Here is a 17044-nt window from a genome sequence, read left to right on the forward strand (position 1 = left end):
GAATGAGAACACTGGGGAGATGGGCCGCCTTGGTGGCCCTGGTGGCGAGTTCGCTGCTCGCCGTGAGCTCGGCGCAGGCCGCGCCGCAGTTCGACCAGCAGGTGCTGTTCAAGGCGTCGCAGGACCCCGGGTACAGCTGCTTCCGGATCCCGGCGATCGTGAAGTCCACCCACGGCACGCTGCTCGCGTTCGCCGAAGGCCGCATCGACAACTGCGGCGACACCGGCGACATCGACCTCGTCCTCAAGCGGTCCACGGACGGCGGGAAGACGTGGTCGCCGCTGCAGGTCGTCAACCGCGGCGGCGGGGACACCCACGGCAACCCGGTGCCCATCGTGGACAGCCGCACCGGCCGGATCGTCCTGATCACGACGTACAACAAGGGCCGCGACGACGACAAGGCGTGCGACGTCCCGTGCCCGCGCACCCCGCACTCGCAGTACAGCGACGACGACGGCCTGACCTGGTCGGCGCCGGTCGACATCAGCGCGCAGGCGAAGCTGCCGAACTGGGACTCGTGGTACGCGTCCGGCCCCGTGCACGGGATCCAGCTGGCTCACGGCCGCCACGCCGGGCGGCTGGTGTTCGGGTTCAACGCGGAAACCAGCGACGGCACGAACTCGGTCGAGAACCACGCGGGGCTCGTCTACAGCGACGACGGCGGGCGCAGCTGGCACGTCGGCGCGGTGGACTCGTACCCGCACCCGGTCGGCGGGACGTACCCGCAGAAGCCGTCCGAGGTGACCGTGGTCGAGTTGCCCGACGGGTCGATCTACGCCGGCGGGCGCGAGCAGGGCGGCACCGACATCGGCAACCGTGACTACGCGATCAGCCGTGACGGCGGTGAGACGTTCACCAGGTCCTTCACCACCATCCCCGACCTGGTGACGCCGATGGTGCAGGGAGCGATCCTGCGCGTCGGGAACCGTCTCCTGTTCTCGTCGCCGTCGGACACCGACCGGCGCCGCTGGATGATGATCCGGTCGTCGTACGACAACGGCCGGACGTGGGAGAACGCCGAGCAGGGCACGCGGATCACCACCGACTGGTCCGGCTACTCGGACCTGGTGCAGATCGGCGGCCCGGAGATCGGGCTGATGTACGAAGGTGGCGCCGTCGACGCGCGCGACGAGATCCGCTTCGCGCGCTTCACCGAGGACTACCTGGGGTGGCACAACTCGGCGGGACCGTCCACACCGGACGTTTCGGGCCACGCCGACGCCCGGGTGCTCGGCGGTGCTTCCCTCGCGGCCGGGCGCTTCGGCGGAGCGGTGACGCTGGACGGCGTCGACGACTACGTCCGGGTGCCGTACGACCCGGCGCAGCCCCCGGGTGAAGGTGACCTCACGTGGACGGGCTGGTTCCGCTACGGCGCCACGAAGGGCAACCAGGTGCTGTTCTGGCTGGGCGGGATGGGCACCACCGCGCCCCAGCTGTGGTTGCGCGGAGAGCCGGCGAACCACCGGCTGATCGCGATGATGACCACGGCGGCCGGGAGCGCGTCGATCACATCGTCCCAGGCGTACGACGACCAGGCCTGGCACCACGTGGCGCTCGAACGCACCGGCGGTCGGCTGCTGCTGTGGGTGGACGGCGTCCAGGTCGCCTCGGGTGCCGCGGCCGCGGGTTCGGTGAGCCGGACGGTGTCGTTCCAGCTGCAGCTGGGGCAGCGGCTGGACAACCAGTACCGCTGGAACGGCTCGTTCGACGAGGTCCGCTTCTACCGCCGGGCCCTCACGGCACCGGAGCTCGACGCGATCCGGCTCCGGAACGCACCGGTTCCGGCGGGCCAGGTGCTGCGGCTGCCGTTCGACCGGATCCACGGCTGAGGGAGATGAGGACGACGCCGGCGATGCTGAGCGCACCGCCGGCGGCGTCCACCCAGGTGGGAACCTCGCCGAGCCGGTAGCTCTACGTCGTCCCGCGCGCCTTTTCGACAGCGGCCAGGAAGACCGCGACCTCGTCGCGCTTGCCGTAGTCGTACTGGAACGTGTTACCGGCCAGCTTGTCGGCGAACATCGGCACGTTGTCGACGATCGCGCTCGGCCCGCCCGGGACCACGAACTCGATCTTCCCCGGCTTCCACGCGGTCGCGGGTGTGTGGCGGATGGAGGTGATCTTCGAGAGCGGGAACTGGTTCCTCTGGTCGTCCGGGACCACTGCCCAGGTCTTGGTCGCGATGCTCAGGGTGACCGCGTTGCCGTCGAAGCGCAGGGATCGTCGCCGGGATCTGATGGGTTTCACAGGACCTCCCGTCCTCAGCGCGACTATCGCAGAGGCTGACGGCCGCGAAAAGAGGCCGTCCGGACGCTTTAGACCGTCCGGCAGGTGAGCTGCGGTCGGGCGGCGGAACTGCCGTTGCCGGTGACCGCGTTGAAGCCGAACGTCGTCGAGCCGCCTGCGTCCAGCTTTGCGTTCCAGTCCGCGTTGTCCACCGTCACCGTTGTGCCGTCGACCGTGAACGTCCCGTTCCACAGGCCCGCGATGTGGTGCCCGGCGGGGAGGGACCAGCGGACGCTCCAGCCGCGCAGGCCGGTGCCGTGGTCGTTGCGGATCGTCACCTGGACCTGGTAGCCGCCCGGCCAGGAGGTCGTCAGCGCGTAGCTGGCCGAGCAGCCCAGGTCGGCGGCGGGGGTGGTGGTCGTCGGGGGCGGCGTGGCCGGGGGTGTGGACGACACCGGCGCCGCGATCGGTGTGGTGGCGTCCGGTACGAGCGCCGTCCCGATCACCACCCCCAGGGCCAGCAGCACGGCTCCGCCCGCGGACGCCAGCACCGCGCGGCGGCGTGGGCGGCGGGGGACGCGCAGCATGCGGGTCTCGGTGCGGGGCCGGGGACGCGGCGGGGGCAATGGACGGCCGCCGGTGACCGCCTCGAACAGCTCCTGGACCTCCGCCATCGCCGGGCGCTGGGCCGGGTCGCGCTGCAGGAGCCGGCCGAGCACCTCGGCCAGCGGGCCCGTGTGCTTCGGCGGGGTGACCTCGTCCCGGGCGATCCGCTTCAGCAGGACGATCGTGTTGTCGTCGGTGCCGAACGGCGGGATGCCCTCCAGCGCGCGGTAGAGCGTCGCGCCGAGGGAGAAGACGTCCGCGGGGAACCCGGCTTCGGCTCCTCCGGCGACTTCGGGTGCCAGGTAGGCGGGGGTGCCCGCGATGAACCCGCCGCCCGTCACGGTCCCTTCGCCGGTGGCGCGGGAGATGCCGAAATCGGCGATCTTCGTGACGCCATCAGGCGTGATGAGGACGTTGCCGGGGGTGACGTCGCGGTGGACGATCCCTTCGGCGTGCGCGGCGGCGAGCGCCGAAGCGACCTGTTCGCCGATGCGGGCGACCTGGTCGGCAGGCAGGCTTTCCCGCTCCAGCAGGACGTCGGCCAGGCTCTGCGACGGCAGGTACTCCATGACCAGGTACGGAGCGCCGTCGTGCTCGACGACGTCGTGCACCGTGATCGCGTGCGGGTGCCGCAGCCGCGCGGTGAGCCGCGCCTCCCGCAGCGCCCGCGGTCCGCCCTGGCCGCCGCCGGAGGGGTCGTAGCCCAGCTGCTTCACCGCGACGACGCGGTCGAGCCGCTCGTCGCGGGCACGCCAGACGACGCCCATGGCGCCCTGGCCGATCCGGTCGACCAGCCGGTAGCGCCCGGCGATCAGCTGTCCTGCGTCGGTCACGACGACCTCCCGGCCTTCCCCGGAACACACGGATGCGGGGGACGATCGGTTCGAGCTTAACGACCCGCCCGCCCGGCCGCCGACGAGCGCCGGGCGGGTGCGTCCTCACGCGCCGGGCGCGTGCAGCTGGTCCCACGTCGGGACGTACGGCGTGAACCGCAGCGTCATCCCCGCCTCGGCCGGCAGCTTGTCCGCCTTCCGCGCGTTGCAGCTGCGGGACGCGCCGCCGCACGCCGCGACCGTGTTCAGCCACGACGTCCGCTCGCCGCCCCGGCTCAGCGGGAGCACGTGGTCGATCGTCGTGGCACGGGCGCCGCAGTACGCGCAGCGGTGGCCGTCGCGCGTGAGCACGCCGCGTCGGGACCAGCGGGGCGGCTGCGTATATCGCCACTTCATGACGACGTACCGCAGCAACCGCACGATCTTCGGGCGCGGGAACAGCCCGTAGGCGAGACCGTCTTCGGCCTCGTGGATCTCGGCGACGTGCCGCACCAGCATGCGGATCGCGTGCGGCACCGACACCGTCTGCAGCGGCTCGTAGCCGGCGTTCAGGACGAGCACCTTCATGATGCACCTCTTTCCTCTCGGCGAAAATCGTCGCCGAGGGGAAAGAGGTGCGTCAATCGTGTTTCACCGCAGCGGATGCGTGCGGAAGAACCGCCAGATGACCGGCGTCGCGTCGATCACCGTCGGCGTGGCCGAGTCGTTGTTCGGCTTCGTGCTCGGCCAGACGTGCCCGGCGCCTTCGACGCGGTAGTGCTCCAGCGTGCTCCGCCGGTCGCAGCCGAGCCACTTCTGCGCGACCACACCCTTGACCGGCTGCCACGACACGGGCTTCGGGAAGCAACCGTCCCTTGTGGACCATCCGGCCAGCCAGTCGGGGATCGACGGCAGGCCCTTGTCCGGGTTGCCGGTGTAGGGGATGGTCGTGTCGGCGGTGCCGTGGAAGTCGAGGATCGGGGCCGGCCTGCTGGGCCGGCAGGCGCCGCCCTGCGGGTAGAACGCGCCCGACACCGGGGCGAACGCGGCGATCCGGCCGGGCAGCCGGCACGCCAGCACGCCGACGAACCCGCCGCCGTTGGACTTGCCGGCCGCGAAGATCCGGTCGTTGTCGACGCACAGGTCGCGCTGCAGCGAGTTCAGCAGGTCGCTGGTGAACAGGACGTCGTCGGCGGCCGCCGAGTAGGGCGCGCCGGTCCAGGCCGACTCGCCGTCGGTGCCGATCAGGCCCTGCGGGTAGACCGAGATCGCGTCGAGCGCCGAGAAGCCGGACAGCTCCTCCTGGTACTGCGACGTGCGCTTGTGCCCGTGGAACGACAGGACCAGCGGGTACGCCCGGCGCGGGTTGTAGTGCGCCGGCAGGTGCACGGTGTACTCGCGCTCGAGCCCGCCGGAGACGACGTGCCGGGTGGTCGTCACGCCGGACGGCACGGGGGCGGCGCGGCCGCAGCCGGTGGTGCGCACGGGGTGGTCGACGATGCCGCCCGAAGCGGCGGCGGGAGCGGCGAAGGCGGTGGTCAGGGCGCAGGCCGCGGCGAACGCGGCCGCCCACCGGGGCAGGGGTCCGGGCACTCGATCCTCCTTGATCGGCAGCGGGGCGTGGCCAGCATCACCCCGCGAGGCGGGACCCACCTACATTGCGTTCATAAAGTGCACGACCGGGTGAGCACCGGGAATGTCGGACCGGCTGGGTAGGATCGGCCCGCTCGGCACCCCGCCCCGGAAAGGACCGGAAGTGACCACCCCGATCGAGACGCTCGAGTTCCAGTCGGAAGCGCGTCAGCTGCTCCAGCTGATGATCCATTCGATCTATTCGAACAAGGACACGTTCCTGCGGGAGCTCGTGTCCAACGCCTCCGACGCCCTCGACAAGCTGCGGCTGGAGTCGTACCGCGACAAGGACCTCGGCGCGGACACCTCCGACCTGCACATCGCGCTCGAGACGGACGCCGCGGAGCGGACCCTGACGGTGCGGGACAACGGCATCGGCATGACGCGCGACGAGGTCGTCGCCCTCATCGGCACGATCGCCAAGTCCGGCACGGCGGACTTCCTGAGCAAGCTGAAGGAGGCCAAGGACGCCGCGGCGTCGCAGGACCTCATCGGCCAGTTCGGCGTCGGGTTCTACGCGAGCTTCATGGTCGCGGACAAGGTCACGCTGGTGACGCGCAAGGCGGGCACCACCGAGGGCGTCCGCTGGGAGTCCTCCGGCGAAGGCACCTACACGATCGAGCCGGTCGAAGACGCGCCCCAGGGCACCGCGGTCACGCTGCACCTCAAGCCCGAGGACGCCGAGGACCACCTCTACGACTACACGTCCCCGGCGAAGATCCGGGAGATCGTGAAGAAGTACTCCGACTTCATCACCTGGCCGATCCGGATGGCCGGTGAGGCCGCCGAGGGCGAAGAGCCGAAGACCGAGACGGTCAACTCGATGAAGGCGCTGTGGGCGCGCTCGTCGAGCGAGGTCACCGAGGCCGAGTACCACGAGTTCTACAAGCACGTCAGCCACGACTGGCAGGACCCCCTGGAGACGATCCGGCTGCAGGCCGAGGGGACGTTCGAGTACCAGGCGCTGCTGTTCCTGCCGTCGCAGGCGCCGATGGACCTGTTCCTGCGGGAGCGCAAGCGCGGCGTCCAGCTGTACGTGAAGCGCGTCTTCATCATGGACGACTGCGAGTCGCTCGTCCCCGAGTACCTGCGGTTCGTCAAGGGCGTCGTCGACGCGCAGGACCTCTCGCTGAACGTCTCGCGGGAGATCCTGCAGCAGGACCGGCAGATCCAGCTGATCCGCCGTCGCCTGGTCAAGAAGGTCCTCTCGACGGTCAAGTCGATGATGACCGCCGACGCCGAGAAGTACGCGACGTTCTGGCGCGAGTTCGGCCGCGCGGTCAAGGAAGGCCTGCTCGACGACTTCGAGAACCGCGAGGCCATCCTCGAGATCTCGTCGTTCGCTTCGACGCACGACGCGGAGAAGCCGACTTCGCTGCGCGAGTACGCCGAGCGGATGAAGGAGGGCCAGGAGCACATCTACTTCATGACCGGCGAGTCGCGGTCCGCGATCGAGAACTCGCCGCACATGGAGGCGTTCCGCGCCAAGGGCTACGAAGTGCTGGTGCTGACCGACCCGATCGACGAGATGTGGGTCGACGCGGTGCCGGGCTTCGACGGAAAGCAGTTCCAGTCGATCGCCAAGGGCCAGGTCGACCTCGAGTCGGACGAGGACAAGAAGGCCACCGAGGTCGCGCGCGAACAGCAGAACAAGGACTTCGAGGGCCTGCTGTCGTGGATGGGCACGGCGCTGGGCGAGGACGTCAAGGAGGTCCGGCTCTCGTCGCGGCTGACGACGTCGCCGGCGTGCATCGTCGGGGACACGCACGACCTGTCGCCGACGCTGGAGAAGATGTACCGCGCGATGGGCCAGGAGCTGCCGCCGATCAAGCGCATCCTCGAGCTGAACCCCGAGCACGGCCTGGTGACGGGCCTGCGCGAGGCACACGCGGCCCGCCCGGAGGACGAGGGCCTGACCGAGACGGCCGAGCTGCTGTACGGCATGGCCCTGCTGGCCGAAGGCGGCGAGCTGGGCGACCCGGCCCGCTTCATCAAGCTCCTGGCCAGCCGCCTGGAGAAAACCCTCTGAGCGGCGGGTCCGGGCGGGTCGCACCCGCCCGGACCGTCAGGGTGCCGCGTTCATCAAGTCCAGGGCAGTTTGCTGGCGCGCCGCGTCGGCCTGGTCGAACGGGCCCGCCCACAGCAGCCCGTAGGCGTCCGCGCTGTTCCGGTCGTTCGCGTACGCCGAGTTCGCCTGGCGTTGCAGGTAACCGGTGTACGGGCGGTCCGACAACGCCGCGTTCAGCGCCGCCAGATCGCGGGCGTACACGCCCTTGAACGTCGGCCCGTCGCCGCCACCGCCTCCGGCTGACTCGCCCGGGTCGCGGAGGATGCCGCCCGGGTTCAAGGACGCGTTGGACGTCGACGCGTTCGCCAGCGTGCGGGCCTTCGTCAGCAGGCTCGCGTCCCCCGTCGCGCGGTTCAGCTCGGTCAGCGCCGCCAGCGGCACGCCCTGGTTGTAGCTCCAGACCGCCTGGCCGTTGTTGGCGCACGACGTGGTCAGGCCGTCGTTGATCAGGTTCGAGCCGTTGATCATTCCGCTGCCGGCGAACCACGTCCAGCCCGCGCGGGCGCGTGCCAAGTACGTCGTGTCCCCGGAGATCCGGTTGTGCAGGGCCGCGTTCAGCTGGACGTACAACGAGTTCGGGATCGCGTTCTTGTAGGTGCGGCTCGTGCTCCACCAGACCCCGCCGCCGCAGACGCCGTCCCAATAGGCGAACATGTGGTCCGCGTCGGCGCGGGCGGTGTTCAGGTAGCGGCTGTCGCCGGTCAGGTCGTACGCGTCCACCCACGCCAGGCCCCACCACCCGGTGTCGTCGATGTAGTCGTTCCGGAACTGGCCGCCCTGCGCCGAGAGGTTCTTCGTGTACGTCGTGTCGATCGCGTAGCGGTAGCTGCCCATGCCGCTGATGCGGGCGTTGTCGATGATCGCGGTCAGCGCGTTGGCCGAGTTCCACCAGCCGGTCGTGTCGAAGAGACCCGTGCTCTGGTTGTAGCGCTCCATCAGCGCCGTGGCGGCCGCGGTGCGCCGGTCCCAGGCGTTCCACGTCGGGCGCGCCCAGCCGGTGCAGGCGATGCTCCCCGAACCCGCCGGTTGCCCGCACGCCCGCAGCAGGCCGACACCGCGGTTGTTCCAGTCGTCGGCGTTGTACATCAGGGTCCGCCAGCCGGTCGACCCCGACGGCGTCGCGGTGTCGCCGAGCTTGCTGCCCGACGCCCAGCTGCGCCCGGCGTCGAACGAGCGGTCCAGCCAGACGTGGTCGCCGGCCGCACCGCCGGTGATCGCCGCCCAGCCCATGTCGTCGCCGTCGTCGAGGTGCAGGGAGAGCCGGCGGCCGCTGATGGACGCCGTCGCGCCTTCGCGGTCGCCGGGGGAAAGGGCGGGATCCCTGGCGTCGCAGTACTTGTCGCAGATCGCCGCGAGGGGTGCGGCGGGCGAGGGGGAAGGAGCCGGGGTGGGGGTGGCCGCCAGGACCACGGTCAGCAGGGGGACCAGGAAGCTCATCTGTCACCTTCCGCGCCGAAGGGAGATGCTTCCTATTTTCGGGAGCTAATAATATTGGTCCAGTCCTCACCGAGACAGGTTTCGGACAGGAATTCACGCACGCCGCCCGGCGCGCGGGTTTACCCTGACGACCGATGCGGAGGGAGCCGGCATGGACGGCCAGCGGATCTTCGCCGATCGCGAGGACGGCGGCCGGCGGCTGGCCGAAGAGCTGAGCCGGCGCCCGTGGTCCGGCCCGCTCGTGCTCGGCCTCGCCCGCGGCGGGGTGCCGGTGGCCGCCGTCGTCGCGCGGCGGCTCGGCGCCGAGCTGGACGTCGCGGTGGCGCGCAAGATCGGCGCGCCCGGCCGGCGCGAGTTCGGCGTCGGCGCGGTGACCCCGGACGGCCCGGCGATCTACGACGAAGCGATCCTGCGCGGGCTGAAGCTGACCGCGGCCCGGATGGCGCGGGCGGAGCGACGGGAACGCGCGGAGGCCCGCCGCCGGCTCGAGCGCTACCGTCGCGGCCGGCCCGCCGCCGGTCTCGCCGGCCGCGACGTCATCCTCGTCGACGACGGGCTCGCCACCGGCGTCACCGCGACCGCGGCACTGCGTGACGTCCGGGCCGGGAACCCGCGGTCCGTCGTGTTCGCGGCGCCGGTCGGCGCCCCGGGCGCGGCGGCGGGGTTGCGAGGCGAAGCCGACGACGTCGTCTGCGTGACCGAACCGCCGGACTTTCGCGCGGTCGGCCAGTGGTACGCGGATTTCCGCCAGACGAGTGACGAAGATGTCCTTGACCTGCTGCTCCACCTGGGGGAGTGCCGGGATTGACCGGGTGGGCGCCGGGGTACCACCCGGCGGGGGTATCGACCGGAAGGCAGGCGCGTGACGATCGAACGGGACGGGCTCGGCGCGGCGGCGCGCGGGCTGAGACAGTACTTGCTGGCCGTCGCGGCCGAGCTGGACGCGCCCGCGTGGTTCTGCGAGGTGGACGCGCCCGCCACGGCGTACATCGCGCTGGAGCAGCGGCTCGCGCGGTTCCCGGACCACGAGACGGCACTGCTGTGGGACGAGCGCGATGGCTGGGCGGCGGCGGTGGAGTCGGCGACGGGCGAGGACGTGGTGGTGCTCGCGTACCTGGGCGAAGACGTGTTGCCGGCGCCGGACGCGGTCGTGGCGTTCGTCCGCGGTCTCTACGGCGACGGCTATCCCGGCCAGCCGGCCCCGCCGGACTTCCGGAGACCCGGGGCCCCGGACGGCTTCGACGCCCGCCTCGCCGCGTACGCGGGCGACGACGTCTGCCTGCCCGAGGGCCAAGCCTGAATCAGTGCGGCGGCGCGAGCCTGCTCACACCCGCGTCGCCACCCGGTTGATCGCTTCGGCGACGAGATCCGGCTCGGCGACCGTGACCGTCAGGCCCGGGTGGCGGATCAGCCCCCACGGGTCGATGCCCGGCACCGGTTCGCGGAACCGCAGGCAGACCCCGCCTTCGGTCGTCGTCCCGAAGGTCAGACCGCGGTCGGCGAGCGACAACCGCACGCCGAGACCGCGAAGTGCGTGGTACGGGCCGCTGACTTCGGCGCCGGCGAGGTTGCTCAGCGGAGTCGCGAGGAACCACGGCCCGAGCCGGACGCGCAGGCCACCGGCGTCCAGGTCGAGCCCGCTGCGGGCGCCCAGCGCGCGGCGCAGCCACGGGAACCGGACGGCGAAGTCCGCGTGCAGCCGGTGGCGCACGACGACCGCCGCTTCGCTGTCTGTCATGCGCTGCCGCCCTTCGGCGCCGGGGGAGTCTCCTTCGGCCGTCAAGTCCGGATACCCGGCGTCGCGTGCGGGAAACGGGCGGAGGGAAGGGGCCGGACGGCGAGGCTGGGGGGTCCGCCGTCCGGCCCACGGCCGGGGCGCGCGCCGGTCCCTGCAGCCGGACGCGGGCCCCTGGTCTCCGGGGCGGCTCTTCCGGTGGCTACCACCGCTTCGAGGGGCTAAACCTGGTGGCCTCGAAGCTTCGGGCGGGCACGGGCACGACCGGCCCCGCCCACGCCCCTGACCTCCGCACGGACCGCTTCGGCGTGCCTCCGTCGCGGCCCGTTGGGTTCCCGGATACCGTCCGTTAAACCTTCCGCCATCCGGGGTACCTGGCCCACGGCGGTTGCGTCGACGAAGGGACGGACATCGATGCGGTTCACCCCACGGGGTACCCGGTTCTTCGACCTGCTCACGGACGCGGCGAGAAACCTGGTGACCGCCACCGCGGTGCTGCGCGACCTGATCGCCGCCGAACCCGCCGACCGCGAGCCCCTCGCCAAGCGGCTGCACGAGGTCGAGCACCAGGGCGACGAGCTGATGCACACGATCATGGTGGAGCTGAACAGCTCGTTCGTGACCCCGTTCGACCGCGAGGACATCCAGGCGCTCGCCGGGAAGATCGACGACGCGCTCGACTTCATGGACACCGCGGCGGACCTCGCCGTGCTGTACCGGATCGAGGCGTTCCCGCCGGGTACCGACGTGCTGGTCCGGGTGCTCGGCCGCTGCGCCGAACTCACCGCGGCGTCGATGCCCGGCCTGGCCAAGGTGGGGGACCTCGAGCCGTACTGGATCGAGATCAACGAGCTGGAGAACGAGGCCGACCGGATCTACCGGCGGATCCTGGCCCACCTGTTCGAGCCCGGCGGGGACGCCCTCGAGGTGCTGAAGACCAAGGAGGTCGTCGAGCAGTTCGAGCTCGCGGCCGACGCGTTCGAGCACGTCGCCGACGTGGTGCAGACCATCGCCGTCAAGGAGTCCTGAGTGACGGGCACCGCCGCCCTGGTCGTCGTGATCGTCCTGACGCTCTTCTTCGACTACACCAACGGGTTCCACGACGCGGCGAACGCGATCGCGAGCGCCGTGTCGACGCGGGCGCTGACCCTGCGCGCGGCGCTGCTGCTGGCGGCGGTGATGAACCTGGCGGGTGCGCTGCTGTCCACCGGCATCGCCGCGACGGTCGCCAAGGGCATCATCGACGTCCCGGCCGGGCCGGACGCGCTCACGGTGGTGTTCGCCGCGCTCGCCGGGGCGATCACCTGGAACCTGACCACCTGGTACTTCGGGCTCCCGTCGTCGTCCTCGCACTCGCTGATCGGCGGGATGGTCGGCGCCGCGCTGGCCGCCGCGAGCACCGTGCACTGGGCCGGGATCGGCGAGAAGGTGCTGATCCCGATGGTCGCGTCGCCGCTGCTCGGGCTGGGGCTCGGGTACTTCGCCATGGTCGCGGCGCTGTGGCTGCTGCGCCGCGCCAACCCGCACCGCAGCGGCCGGGTGTTCCGCCGGTTCCAGATCCTCTCGGCCTCGGCGCTCGCCCTCGGCCACGGTCTCCAGGACGCGCAGAAGGGCATGGGCGTGATCGTCCTGGCGCTGGTGGCGGCGGGGGAGCAGACGACGTTTTCGGTGCCGCTGTGGGTGACCCTGCTGTGCGCGGCCGCCTTGTCGCTGGGCACCTACTCCGGCGGTCTCCGGATCATGCGGACCCTGGGGCGGCGGGTGTTCCCCCTGGACCCGCCGCACGGGTTCGTCGCGGAGTCGGTCGCGTCGTCGGTGCTGTACGTGACGGCGTTCGCGGTCAAGGCCCCGATCTCGACGACCCACGTGATCACGGCGGCGATCATGGGGGTCGGCGCGACGCGGCGGCTTTCGGCGGTGCGCTGGGGGATCGCGCGGGACATCGTCCTGGGCTGGGTCCTGACGTTCCCGGCCGCGGCGGCCGTCGCGGCGGCGGTGTACCTGGTGGCCGACGCGCTCACCTGAGCCGGGCCCTGGCGGAGATCGCGCCGGGCTGGCAATCTCGGTACGACCTGATCTCCGGGAGGTCGCCAGTGAGCACCGAAGCCGCCGACGCCGTCGTCATCGGCGCCGGCCACAACGGCCTGGTGGCGGCGAACATCCTGGCGGACGCGGGCTGGTCGGTCCTCGTGCTGGAGGCCACCGAACACCCGGGCGGCGCGGTGCGGACCGCCGAGGTCACCGAACCGGGCTTCCGCAACGACTTGTTCAGCGCCTTCTACCCGCTGACGGCGGTGTCGCCGGTGATCCGGAGCCTGGGGCTGGCGGAGCACGGCCTGCGCTGGCGGCACGCGCCCGACGTCCTCGCCCACGTGCTGCCCGACGACCGGTGCGCAGTGCTGTCCCGGGACCTCGACCGCACGGCGGCCTCGGTCGACGAGTTCGCGCCCGGCGACGGCGACGCGTGGCGGCGGCTGTTCGAGCAGTGGCGGGAAGTCCGCGAGCCGCTGCTGAACACGTTGTTCACGCCGTTCCCGCCGGTCCGCCCGGCGCTGAAGCTGCTGCGCCGCACCGGGACGGCCGACGCGCTGCGGCTCGCGCGCATGCTGACCCTGCCGGCCCGCCGGTTCGGCGACGAGCTGTTCGCCGGCGAAGGTGCCCGGCTGCTGGTGGCCGGGAACGCCGCGCACAGCGACCTGTCCGTGGACAACGCGGGCAGCGCGGTGTTCGGCTGGCTGCTCGCGATGGTCGGGCAGGACGAAGGCTTCCCGGTGCCCGAAGGCGGGGCCGGCGAACTGATCTCGGCGTTGGTGCGCCGGCTGGAGTCCCGCGGCGGGAAGGTCCACTGTGGACGTCCGGTGCGGGAGGTCCTCGTCGGCGGCGGCCGGGCGCTGGGCGTGCGCGACAGCCACGGCGACCCGGTCCGGGCGCGCAAGGCCGTGCTCGCCGACGTCCCCGCGCCGTTGCTGTACCGCGAGCTGGTGGGGGAGGAGTGGCTCCCGCCGCGGCTGGTCGAGGACCTCGGCAAGTTCGAATGGGACAGTGCGACGGTGAAAGTGGACTGGGCGCTGTCCGGCCCGATCCCGTGGACGGCGGACGGCGCGCGCGGCGCCGGCACGGTCCACCTCGGCACGGACCTCGACGGGCTGTCGGCGTTCGGCGGCGAGCTCTCCCGCGGCCGGACCCCACGCCGCCCGTTCCTGCTGCTCGGGCAGATGACCACGACCGACCCGGCGCGCTCGCCCGCGGGCACGGAGGCGGCGTGGGCGTACACGCACGTGCCGCGCGGCACGATGGAGAGCCGCGCGGCCTTGGAGCGGCGCGCGAAACGCATCGAGGAGACGGTCGAGGCGAACGCGCCGGGGTTCACCGGCCTCATCAAGGCCCGCTACGTGCAAGGGCCGGCCGAGCTGGCGAACCACAACCCGGGGCTGGTGGGCGGCGCGATCAACGCCGGGACGACGGCGATCCACCAGCAGCTGTTCTTCCGCCCGGTCCCGGGGACGGGCCGCGCGGACACCCCGGTGGACCGGCTGTTCCTGGCCGGCGCGTCGGCGCACCCCGGTGGTGCGGTGCACGGCGGCCCGGGGGCGAACGCGGCCCGGGCGGCACTGGCACGGGCCGGCCGGCTCGGCGGCGGGTACGCGGCGGTGATCCGGGCCGCCCACCGCGCGATCTACGGCTGAGGCACGCGGACGGCTACGGGCGCGAGCTCTTCGTGCGAGCGTGCTTCCCCGTGGCCAGGTCCGCCAACCGGGCCAGGGACTCCGTGTTGCGCGGCTTCAGCAGCAGCGCCTGCAGCGCGCCCGGCAGCACCTTGCCGGGCCCGCGGACGACGTGCTCGGTCATCCGGACCAGGGTCCCTTGCCTGTGCGGCACGAGCGTGAGCCCGACCGCCGCCGAACCGACGGGCCAGGCTCGGGCTTCCAACGCCAGCGACAGTCCCGGTTCGACCGCCGTGACCACCGTCTCGTCCTGGACGTGCACCGGCCACGGGCCCACGCTGTGGTGGATCCGCGAACCCACGTCCGGCCAGCCGGGATCGACGTCGCGGATGTGTGAGCTCCCGACCACCCAGCCGGCGTAGAGCCAGCCGTCGGCGAGGACCTCGAACACGGCTTCGGGTGGCGCTTCGATCACGCGGCTGACCTCGGTCACGGCTTCCTCCTGCTCGTCGGGACGGGCCGGGAGTACCCCGTCGCGGCCGGGGTATGCCGCTTGTAGGGTGGTGGATCCCGAACGTCGTGGCGCTGCCGGAAATCGAACGGAGCTGAGCGGATGGCCTGCCGGATCACCGAGCTCGTGCTGGACTGCCGGGACCCCGACCGGCTCGCGGAGTTCTGGTGCGCGGCCCTCGGCTACGAGGTGATCGGCCACGAGCCGGACGGTCTCGAGCTGGGCCCGCCCGGCGGCCGGTTCGGCGAGGGGCCGCCGACGCTGGTGCTGGCCAGGACGGAAAACCCCCGTCGCGGCAAGCTGCCGCTGCACCTGGACGTGAGCCCGGCGGGCAGCGACCAGGAGACGGAGCTGGCGCGGTTGCTGGCGCTGGGCGCGCGTCCGGCCGACGTCGGTCAGGACGGCAGTGAGTCCTGGGAGGTGCTGCAGGACCCGGAAGGGAACGAGTTCTGCTTGCTGCGCAAGGACGTCGGTGCCTGACGCGAGGCGGTGACCGGCGCTTTCAGCGTGCCGGACACGGTGATCCCGAGGCTCGGGTTGGCTGCCGGCGTGCGTGAACGACCCTTGCCTGTCACGCACCCGACCGGTCAGCCGTCAGTGCTCTTCGTTCTCGACCACACGGTTCTCGTCCGCACAGCGGCGCCACTGCACCCGATCCCCGGCCCGGTCCGCGTGCCACACCGGTGTCCCCTCGGACTCCCAGGTCGGCAGCAGCCGTCCGGTCACCACGCGCCCGCGGGCCACCCGGCCGAACAGTTCCACCCCGTCCGCGCGCCGGGCCGCCGGGATCCACGCCGGGAACCTCGTGCCCGGCAGCTTCCGTTCGATCCACTCCCGGGCCGAGCCTTCACTCCCGTGGTCGGACTCGACGATGCTCGACACCGGCCCGTCGCCGCCGACCGTGAGGCCGATCGACGCGCGCCAGCGCACGGGGGAAGCATCGGGATTCATCGGTCCCAGGTTCCCGGACTGGCGGGTCGGCGGGCCAGTACACGGACGGGTGGATCGACGCTCACTCACCGTGTCTCCTGTTCTGTCCCGGCCACGAAGTGCTGGCCGGGTTCCCCGCCCGGGTGATGTTCAATCACGCGCGGTCGGATTCGGCCCACTCCGCGTCCACAAAGGACGATCGGCACGCCGGTGAGGTGGTGCCGAGCCCCCGAGACCGGTTCCGGCACGGTCGGTGGTTCGTCGCGGCGCGCCGGGCACGACGTGATCCGGGCGCATCAGGCGTCCGCTCTCGGGTTCCACGAAGGGTGACGACCGCATTTCGGTGCGCGCCCGGAGGTTACCCGGGAGGGTGAGGCGACTACCGTGACCAGGTGAGGAGGTGGTCGCCGTGCCCGTCCGGCGTGACGTGGTGGTGCTCGGTGCCTCCGCGGGCGGGGTGGAAGCCCTCCGCCAGCTGGTCGGGGTCCTGCCCGCCGACTTCCCGGCGGCGATCCTCGTGGTCATGCACCTGGCACCCGGGGCGACGAGCGCGCTGCCGCAGATCCTCGACCGGGCCGGCAAGCTCCCGGCGGTCGCGGCGGCGCACGGCCGCCCGCTGGCCGCGGGCACGATCCACGTCGCTCCGCCCGATCGGCACCTGCTCATCGAAGACGGGGTGCAGTTCCTCAGCCACGGCCCGACCGAGAGCGGGCACCGCCCGGCGGTCAACGCCACCTTCCGGTCCGCCGCCGTCGCGGCGGGACCGGCGGCGATCGGGGTCGTGCTCTCCGGCGCCCTCGACGACGGCGCGCTCGGGCTCTGCTCGATCGTCGAACGAGGCGGCCTCGCGATGGTGCAGGACCCGGCGGACGCGCTCTACCCCGGCATGCCCGAGAGCGCGCTCGCGCGCACGCCGACCGAGCACGTCTACCCGGTCGGGGTGCTGGGCGGGGTGCTGGACGAGCTGGTCCGCACGCCGGTGCCGGCGGCCGGGCCGGCGCCGCCCTCGCCCGCTCTTCTCCTGGAGGACCGGATCGCGCGGGACGGGATCCGGCTCGACGCGGTCGACCCGGACACCCTGAGCCCGCCGTCGGGCCACAGCTGCCCGGACTGCGGCGGCGTGCTCGTCGAGATCGGCGCCCGGAACGGGTACTACCGGTGCCGCATCGGGCACGCCTGGTCGGCCGAGGCCCTGCTGGGGGCCCACGACCTCGAGTTCGAGCGGGCACTGTGGACGGCGCTGCGCTCCCTCGACGAGAAGGCCGCGCTGGCCCGGCGGATGCAGGAGAACGGCGCCGGCCGGTCCGGGCTGGCCGGTGGGCGGTACGAAACCACCGTGCGCGAGTGCGTGGCGGCTGCCGGGACGCTCCGGCGGTTCCTGCTCGCGCAGGACACCGAGAACGGTCGTGGACATGCGGGGTGAGG

Annotated in this window: 17 protein-coding genes; 9 read left to right on the forward strand and 8 right to left on the reverse strand. The window is 72.2% G+C overall.

Annotation, left to right across the window (positions count from 1 at the left end; translation table 11 throughout):
* Window positions 1-2 precede the first annotated feature (2 nt).
* A complete protein-coding gene (locus tag QSK39_RS32885; RefSeq protein ID WP_285481744.1) occupies window positions 3-1829 on the forward strand; it encodes a sialidase family protein in 1827 nt (608 codons plus the stop codon).
* An 82-nt stretch (window positions 1830-1911) separates the two neighbouring features.
* On the opposite strand, the gene QSK39_RS32890 is transcribed toward QSK39_RS32885, so the two are convergent.
* The 4 genes from QSK39_RS32890 to QSK39_RS32905 all read right to left on the reverse strand — a co-directional run bounded on the left by QSK39_RS32890 (window position 1912) and on the right by QSK39_RS32905 (window position 5234).
* The gene (locus QSK39_RS32890) at window positions 1912-2244 is read right to left on the reverse strand and encodes a hypothetical protein (RefSeq protein ID WP_285481745.1); all 333 of its coding nucleotides are present in this window, start codon (window positions 2242-2244) and stop codon (window positions 1912-1914) included.
* A 68-nt stretch (window positions 2245-2312) separates the two neighbouring features.
* Complete coding sequence (locus QSK39_RS32895; protein WP_285481746.1) at window positions 2313-3662, reverse strand: protein kinase domain-containing protein; 1350 nt, start codon at window positions 3660-3662, stop codon at window positions 2313-2315.
* 105 nt (window positions 3663-3767) lie between these two features.
* Complete coding sequence (locus tag QSK39_RS32900) at window positions 3768-4229, reverse strand: HNH endonuclease (protein ID WP_285481747.1); 462 nt, start codon at window positions 4227-4229, stop codon at window positions 3768-3770.
* A gap of 63 nt (window positions 4230-4292) precedes the next feature.
* On the reverse strand, window positions 4293-5234 hold the full coding sequence (locus tag QSK39_RS32905; protein WP_285481748.1) for a CE1 family esterase: 942 nt from the start codon (window positions 5232-5234) through the stop codon (window positions 4293-4295).
* Between the two features lie 163 nt (window positions 5235-5397).
* Between QSK39_RS32905 and htpG the strand changes: the two genes are divergently transcribed.
* Window positions 5398-7302 carry a molecular chaperone HtpG gene (htpG, locus tag QSK39_RS32910; RefSeq protein ID WP_285481749.1) on the forward strand — a complete coding sequence of 635 codons (1905 nt, stop codon included), beginning with the start codon at window positions 5398-5400 and terminating at the stop codon, window positions 7300-7302.
* A gap of 36 nt (window positions 7303-7338) precedes the next feature.
* Here the strand turns inward: htpG and QSK39_RS32915 are convergent, their stop codons facing one another.
* Complete coding sequence (locus QSK39_RS32915; RefSeq protein WP_285481750.1) at window positions 7339-8778, reverse strand: glycoside hydrolase family 76 protein; 1440 nt, start codon at window positions 8776-8778, stop codon at window positions 7339-7341.
* Between the two features lie 151 nt (window positions 8779-8929).
* On the opposite strand from QSK39_RS32915, the gene QSK39_RS32920 reads away from it, so the two are divergent.
* Both QSK39_RS32920 and QSK39_RS32925 read left to right on the forward strand, forming a co-directional pair.
* The gene (locus tag QSK39_RS32920) at window positions 8930-9586 is read left to right on the forward strand and encodes a phosphoribosyltransferase (RefSeq protein ID WP_285481751.1); all 657 of its coding nucleotides are present in this window, start codon (window positions 8930-8932) and stop codon (window positions 9584-9586) included.
* Between the two features lie 54 nt (window positions 9587-9640).
* On the forward strand, window positions 9641-10078 hold the full coding sequence (locus QSK39_RS32925; RefSeq protein WP_285481752.1) for a DUF6292 family protein: 438 nt from the start codon (window positions 9641-9643) through the stop codon (window positions 10076-10078).
* Between the two features lie 24 nt (window positions 10079-10102).
* Here the strand turns inward: QSK39_RS32925 and QSK39_RS32930 are convergent, their stop codons facing one another.
* Window positions 10103-10516, reverse strand: coding sequence for a hypothetical protein (locus tag QSK39_RS32930; RefSeq protein WP_285481753.1), 414 nt, complete (start codon window positions 10514-10516; stop codon window positions 10103-10105).
* A gap of 411 nt (window positions 10517-10927) precedes the next feature.
* On the opposite strand from QSK39_RS32930, the gene QSK39_RS32935 reads away from it, so the two are divergent.
* The 3 genes from QSK39_RS32935 (at window position 10928) to QSK39_RS32945 (ending at window position 14199) form a co-directional block, all read left to right on the forward strand.
* Entirely contained in the window at window positions 10928-11542 is a 615-nt protein-coding gene (locus QSK39_RS32935; RefSeq protein ID WP_285481754.1) for a DUF47 domain-containing protein, read from the forward strand.
* A complete protein-coding gene (locus QSK39_RS32940) occupies window positions 11543-12538 on the forward strand; it encodes an inorganic phosphate transporter (protein WP_285481755.1) in 996 nt (331 codons plus the stop codon).
* A gap of 68 nt (window positions 12539-12606) precedes the next feature.
* On the forward strand, window positions 12607-14199 hold the full coding sequence (locus tag QSK39_RS32945; protein WP_285481756.1) for a phytoene desaturase family protein: 1593 nt from the start codon (window positions 12607-12609) through the stop codon (window positions 14197-14199).
* A gap of 13 nt (window positions 14200-14212) precedes the next feature.
* Here the strand turns inward: QSK39_RS32945 and QSK39_RS32950 are convergent, their stop codons facing one another.
* Entirely contained in the window at window positions 14213-14671 is a 459-nt protein-coding gene (locus tag QSK39_RS32950) for an SRPBCC family protein (protein ID WP_285481757.1), read from the reverse strand.
* A gap of 120 nt (window positions 14672-14791) precedes the next feature.
* On the opposite strand from QSK39_RS32950, the gene QSK39_RS32955 reads away from it, so the two are divergent.
* Entirely contained in the window at window positions 14792-15169 is a 378-nt protein-coding gene (locus tag QSK39_RS32955) for a VOC family protein (RefSeq protein ID WP_285481758.1), read from the forward strand.
* Between the two features lie 114 nt (window positions 15170-15283).
* On the opposite strand, the gene QSK39_RS32960 is transcribed toward QSK39_RS32955, so the two are convergent.
* Entirely contained in the window at window positions 15284-15640 is a 357-nt protein-coding gene (locus tag QSK39_RS32960) for a hypothetical protein (RefSeq protein WP_285481759.1), read from the reverse strand.
* A 388-nt stretch (window positions 15641-16028) separates the two neighbouring features.
* Between QSK39_RS32960 and QSK39_RS32965 the strand changes: the two genes are divergently transcribed.
* Window positions 16029-17042: a chemotaxis protein CheB gene (locus tag QSK39_RS32965; RefSeq protein ID WP_285481760.1), complete on the forward strand. Its 1014-nt coding sequence runs from the start codon at window positions 16029-16031 to the stop codon at window positions 17040-17042.
* Window positions 17043-17044: the final 2 nt, after the last annotated feature.

The organism is Amycolatopsis sp. NBRC 101858, from assembly GCF_030269325.1.
GTDB lineage: Bacteria > Actinomycetota > Actinomycetes > Mycobacteriales > Pseudonocardiaceae > Amycolatopsis > Amycolatopsis ponsaeliensis.

Excerpts from the sequence above, each read along its gene's own strand:
- QSK39_RS32885 (WP_285481744.1), top strand. The coding sequence starts at position 3 with ATGAGAACACTGGGGAGATGGGCCGCCTTGGTGGCCCTGGTGGCGAGT.
- QSK39_RS32900 (WP_285481747.1), bottom strand. The coding sequence starts at position 4,229 with ATGAAGGTGCTCGTCCTGAACGCCGGCTACGAGCCGCTGCAGACGGTG.
- QSK39_RS32915 (WP_285481750.1), bottom strand. The coding sequence starts at position 8,778 with ATGAGCTTCCTGGTCCCCCTGCTGACCGTGGTCCTGGCGGCCACCCCC.
- QSK39_RS32920 (WP_285481751.1), top strand. The coding sequence starts at position 8,930 with ATGGACGGCCAGCGGATCTTCGCCGATCGCGAGGACGGCGGCCGGCGG.
- QSK39_RS32930 (WP_285481753.1), bottom strand. The coding sequence starts at position 10,516 with ATGACAGACAGCGAAGCGGCGGTCGTCGTGCGCCACCGGCTGCACGCG.
- QSK39_RS32935 (WP_285481754.1), top strand. The coding sequence starts at position 10,928 with ATGCGGTTCACCCCACGGGGTACCCGGTTCTTCGACCTGCTCACGGAC.
- QSK39_RS32955 (WP_285481758.1), top strand. The coding sequence starts at position 14,792 with ATGGCCTGCCGGATCACCGAGCTCGTGCTGGACTGCCGGGACCCCGAC.
- QSK39_RS32960 (WP_285481759.1), bottom strand. The coding sequence starts at position 15,640 with ATGAATCCCGATGCTTCCCCCGTGCGCTGGCGCGCGTCGATCGGCCTC.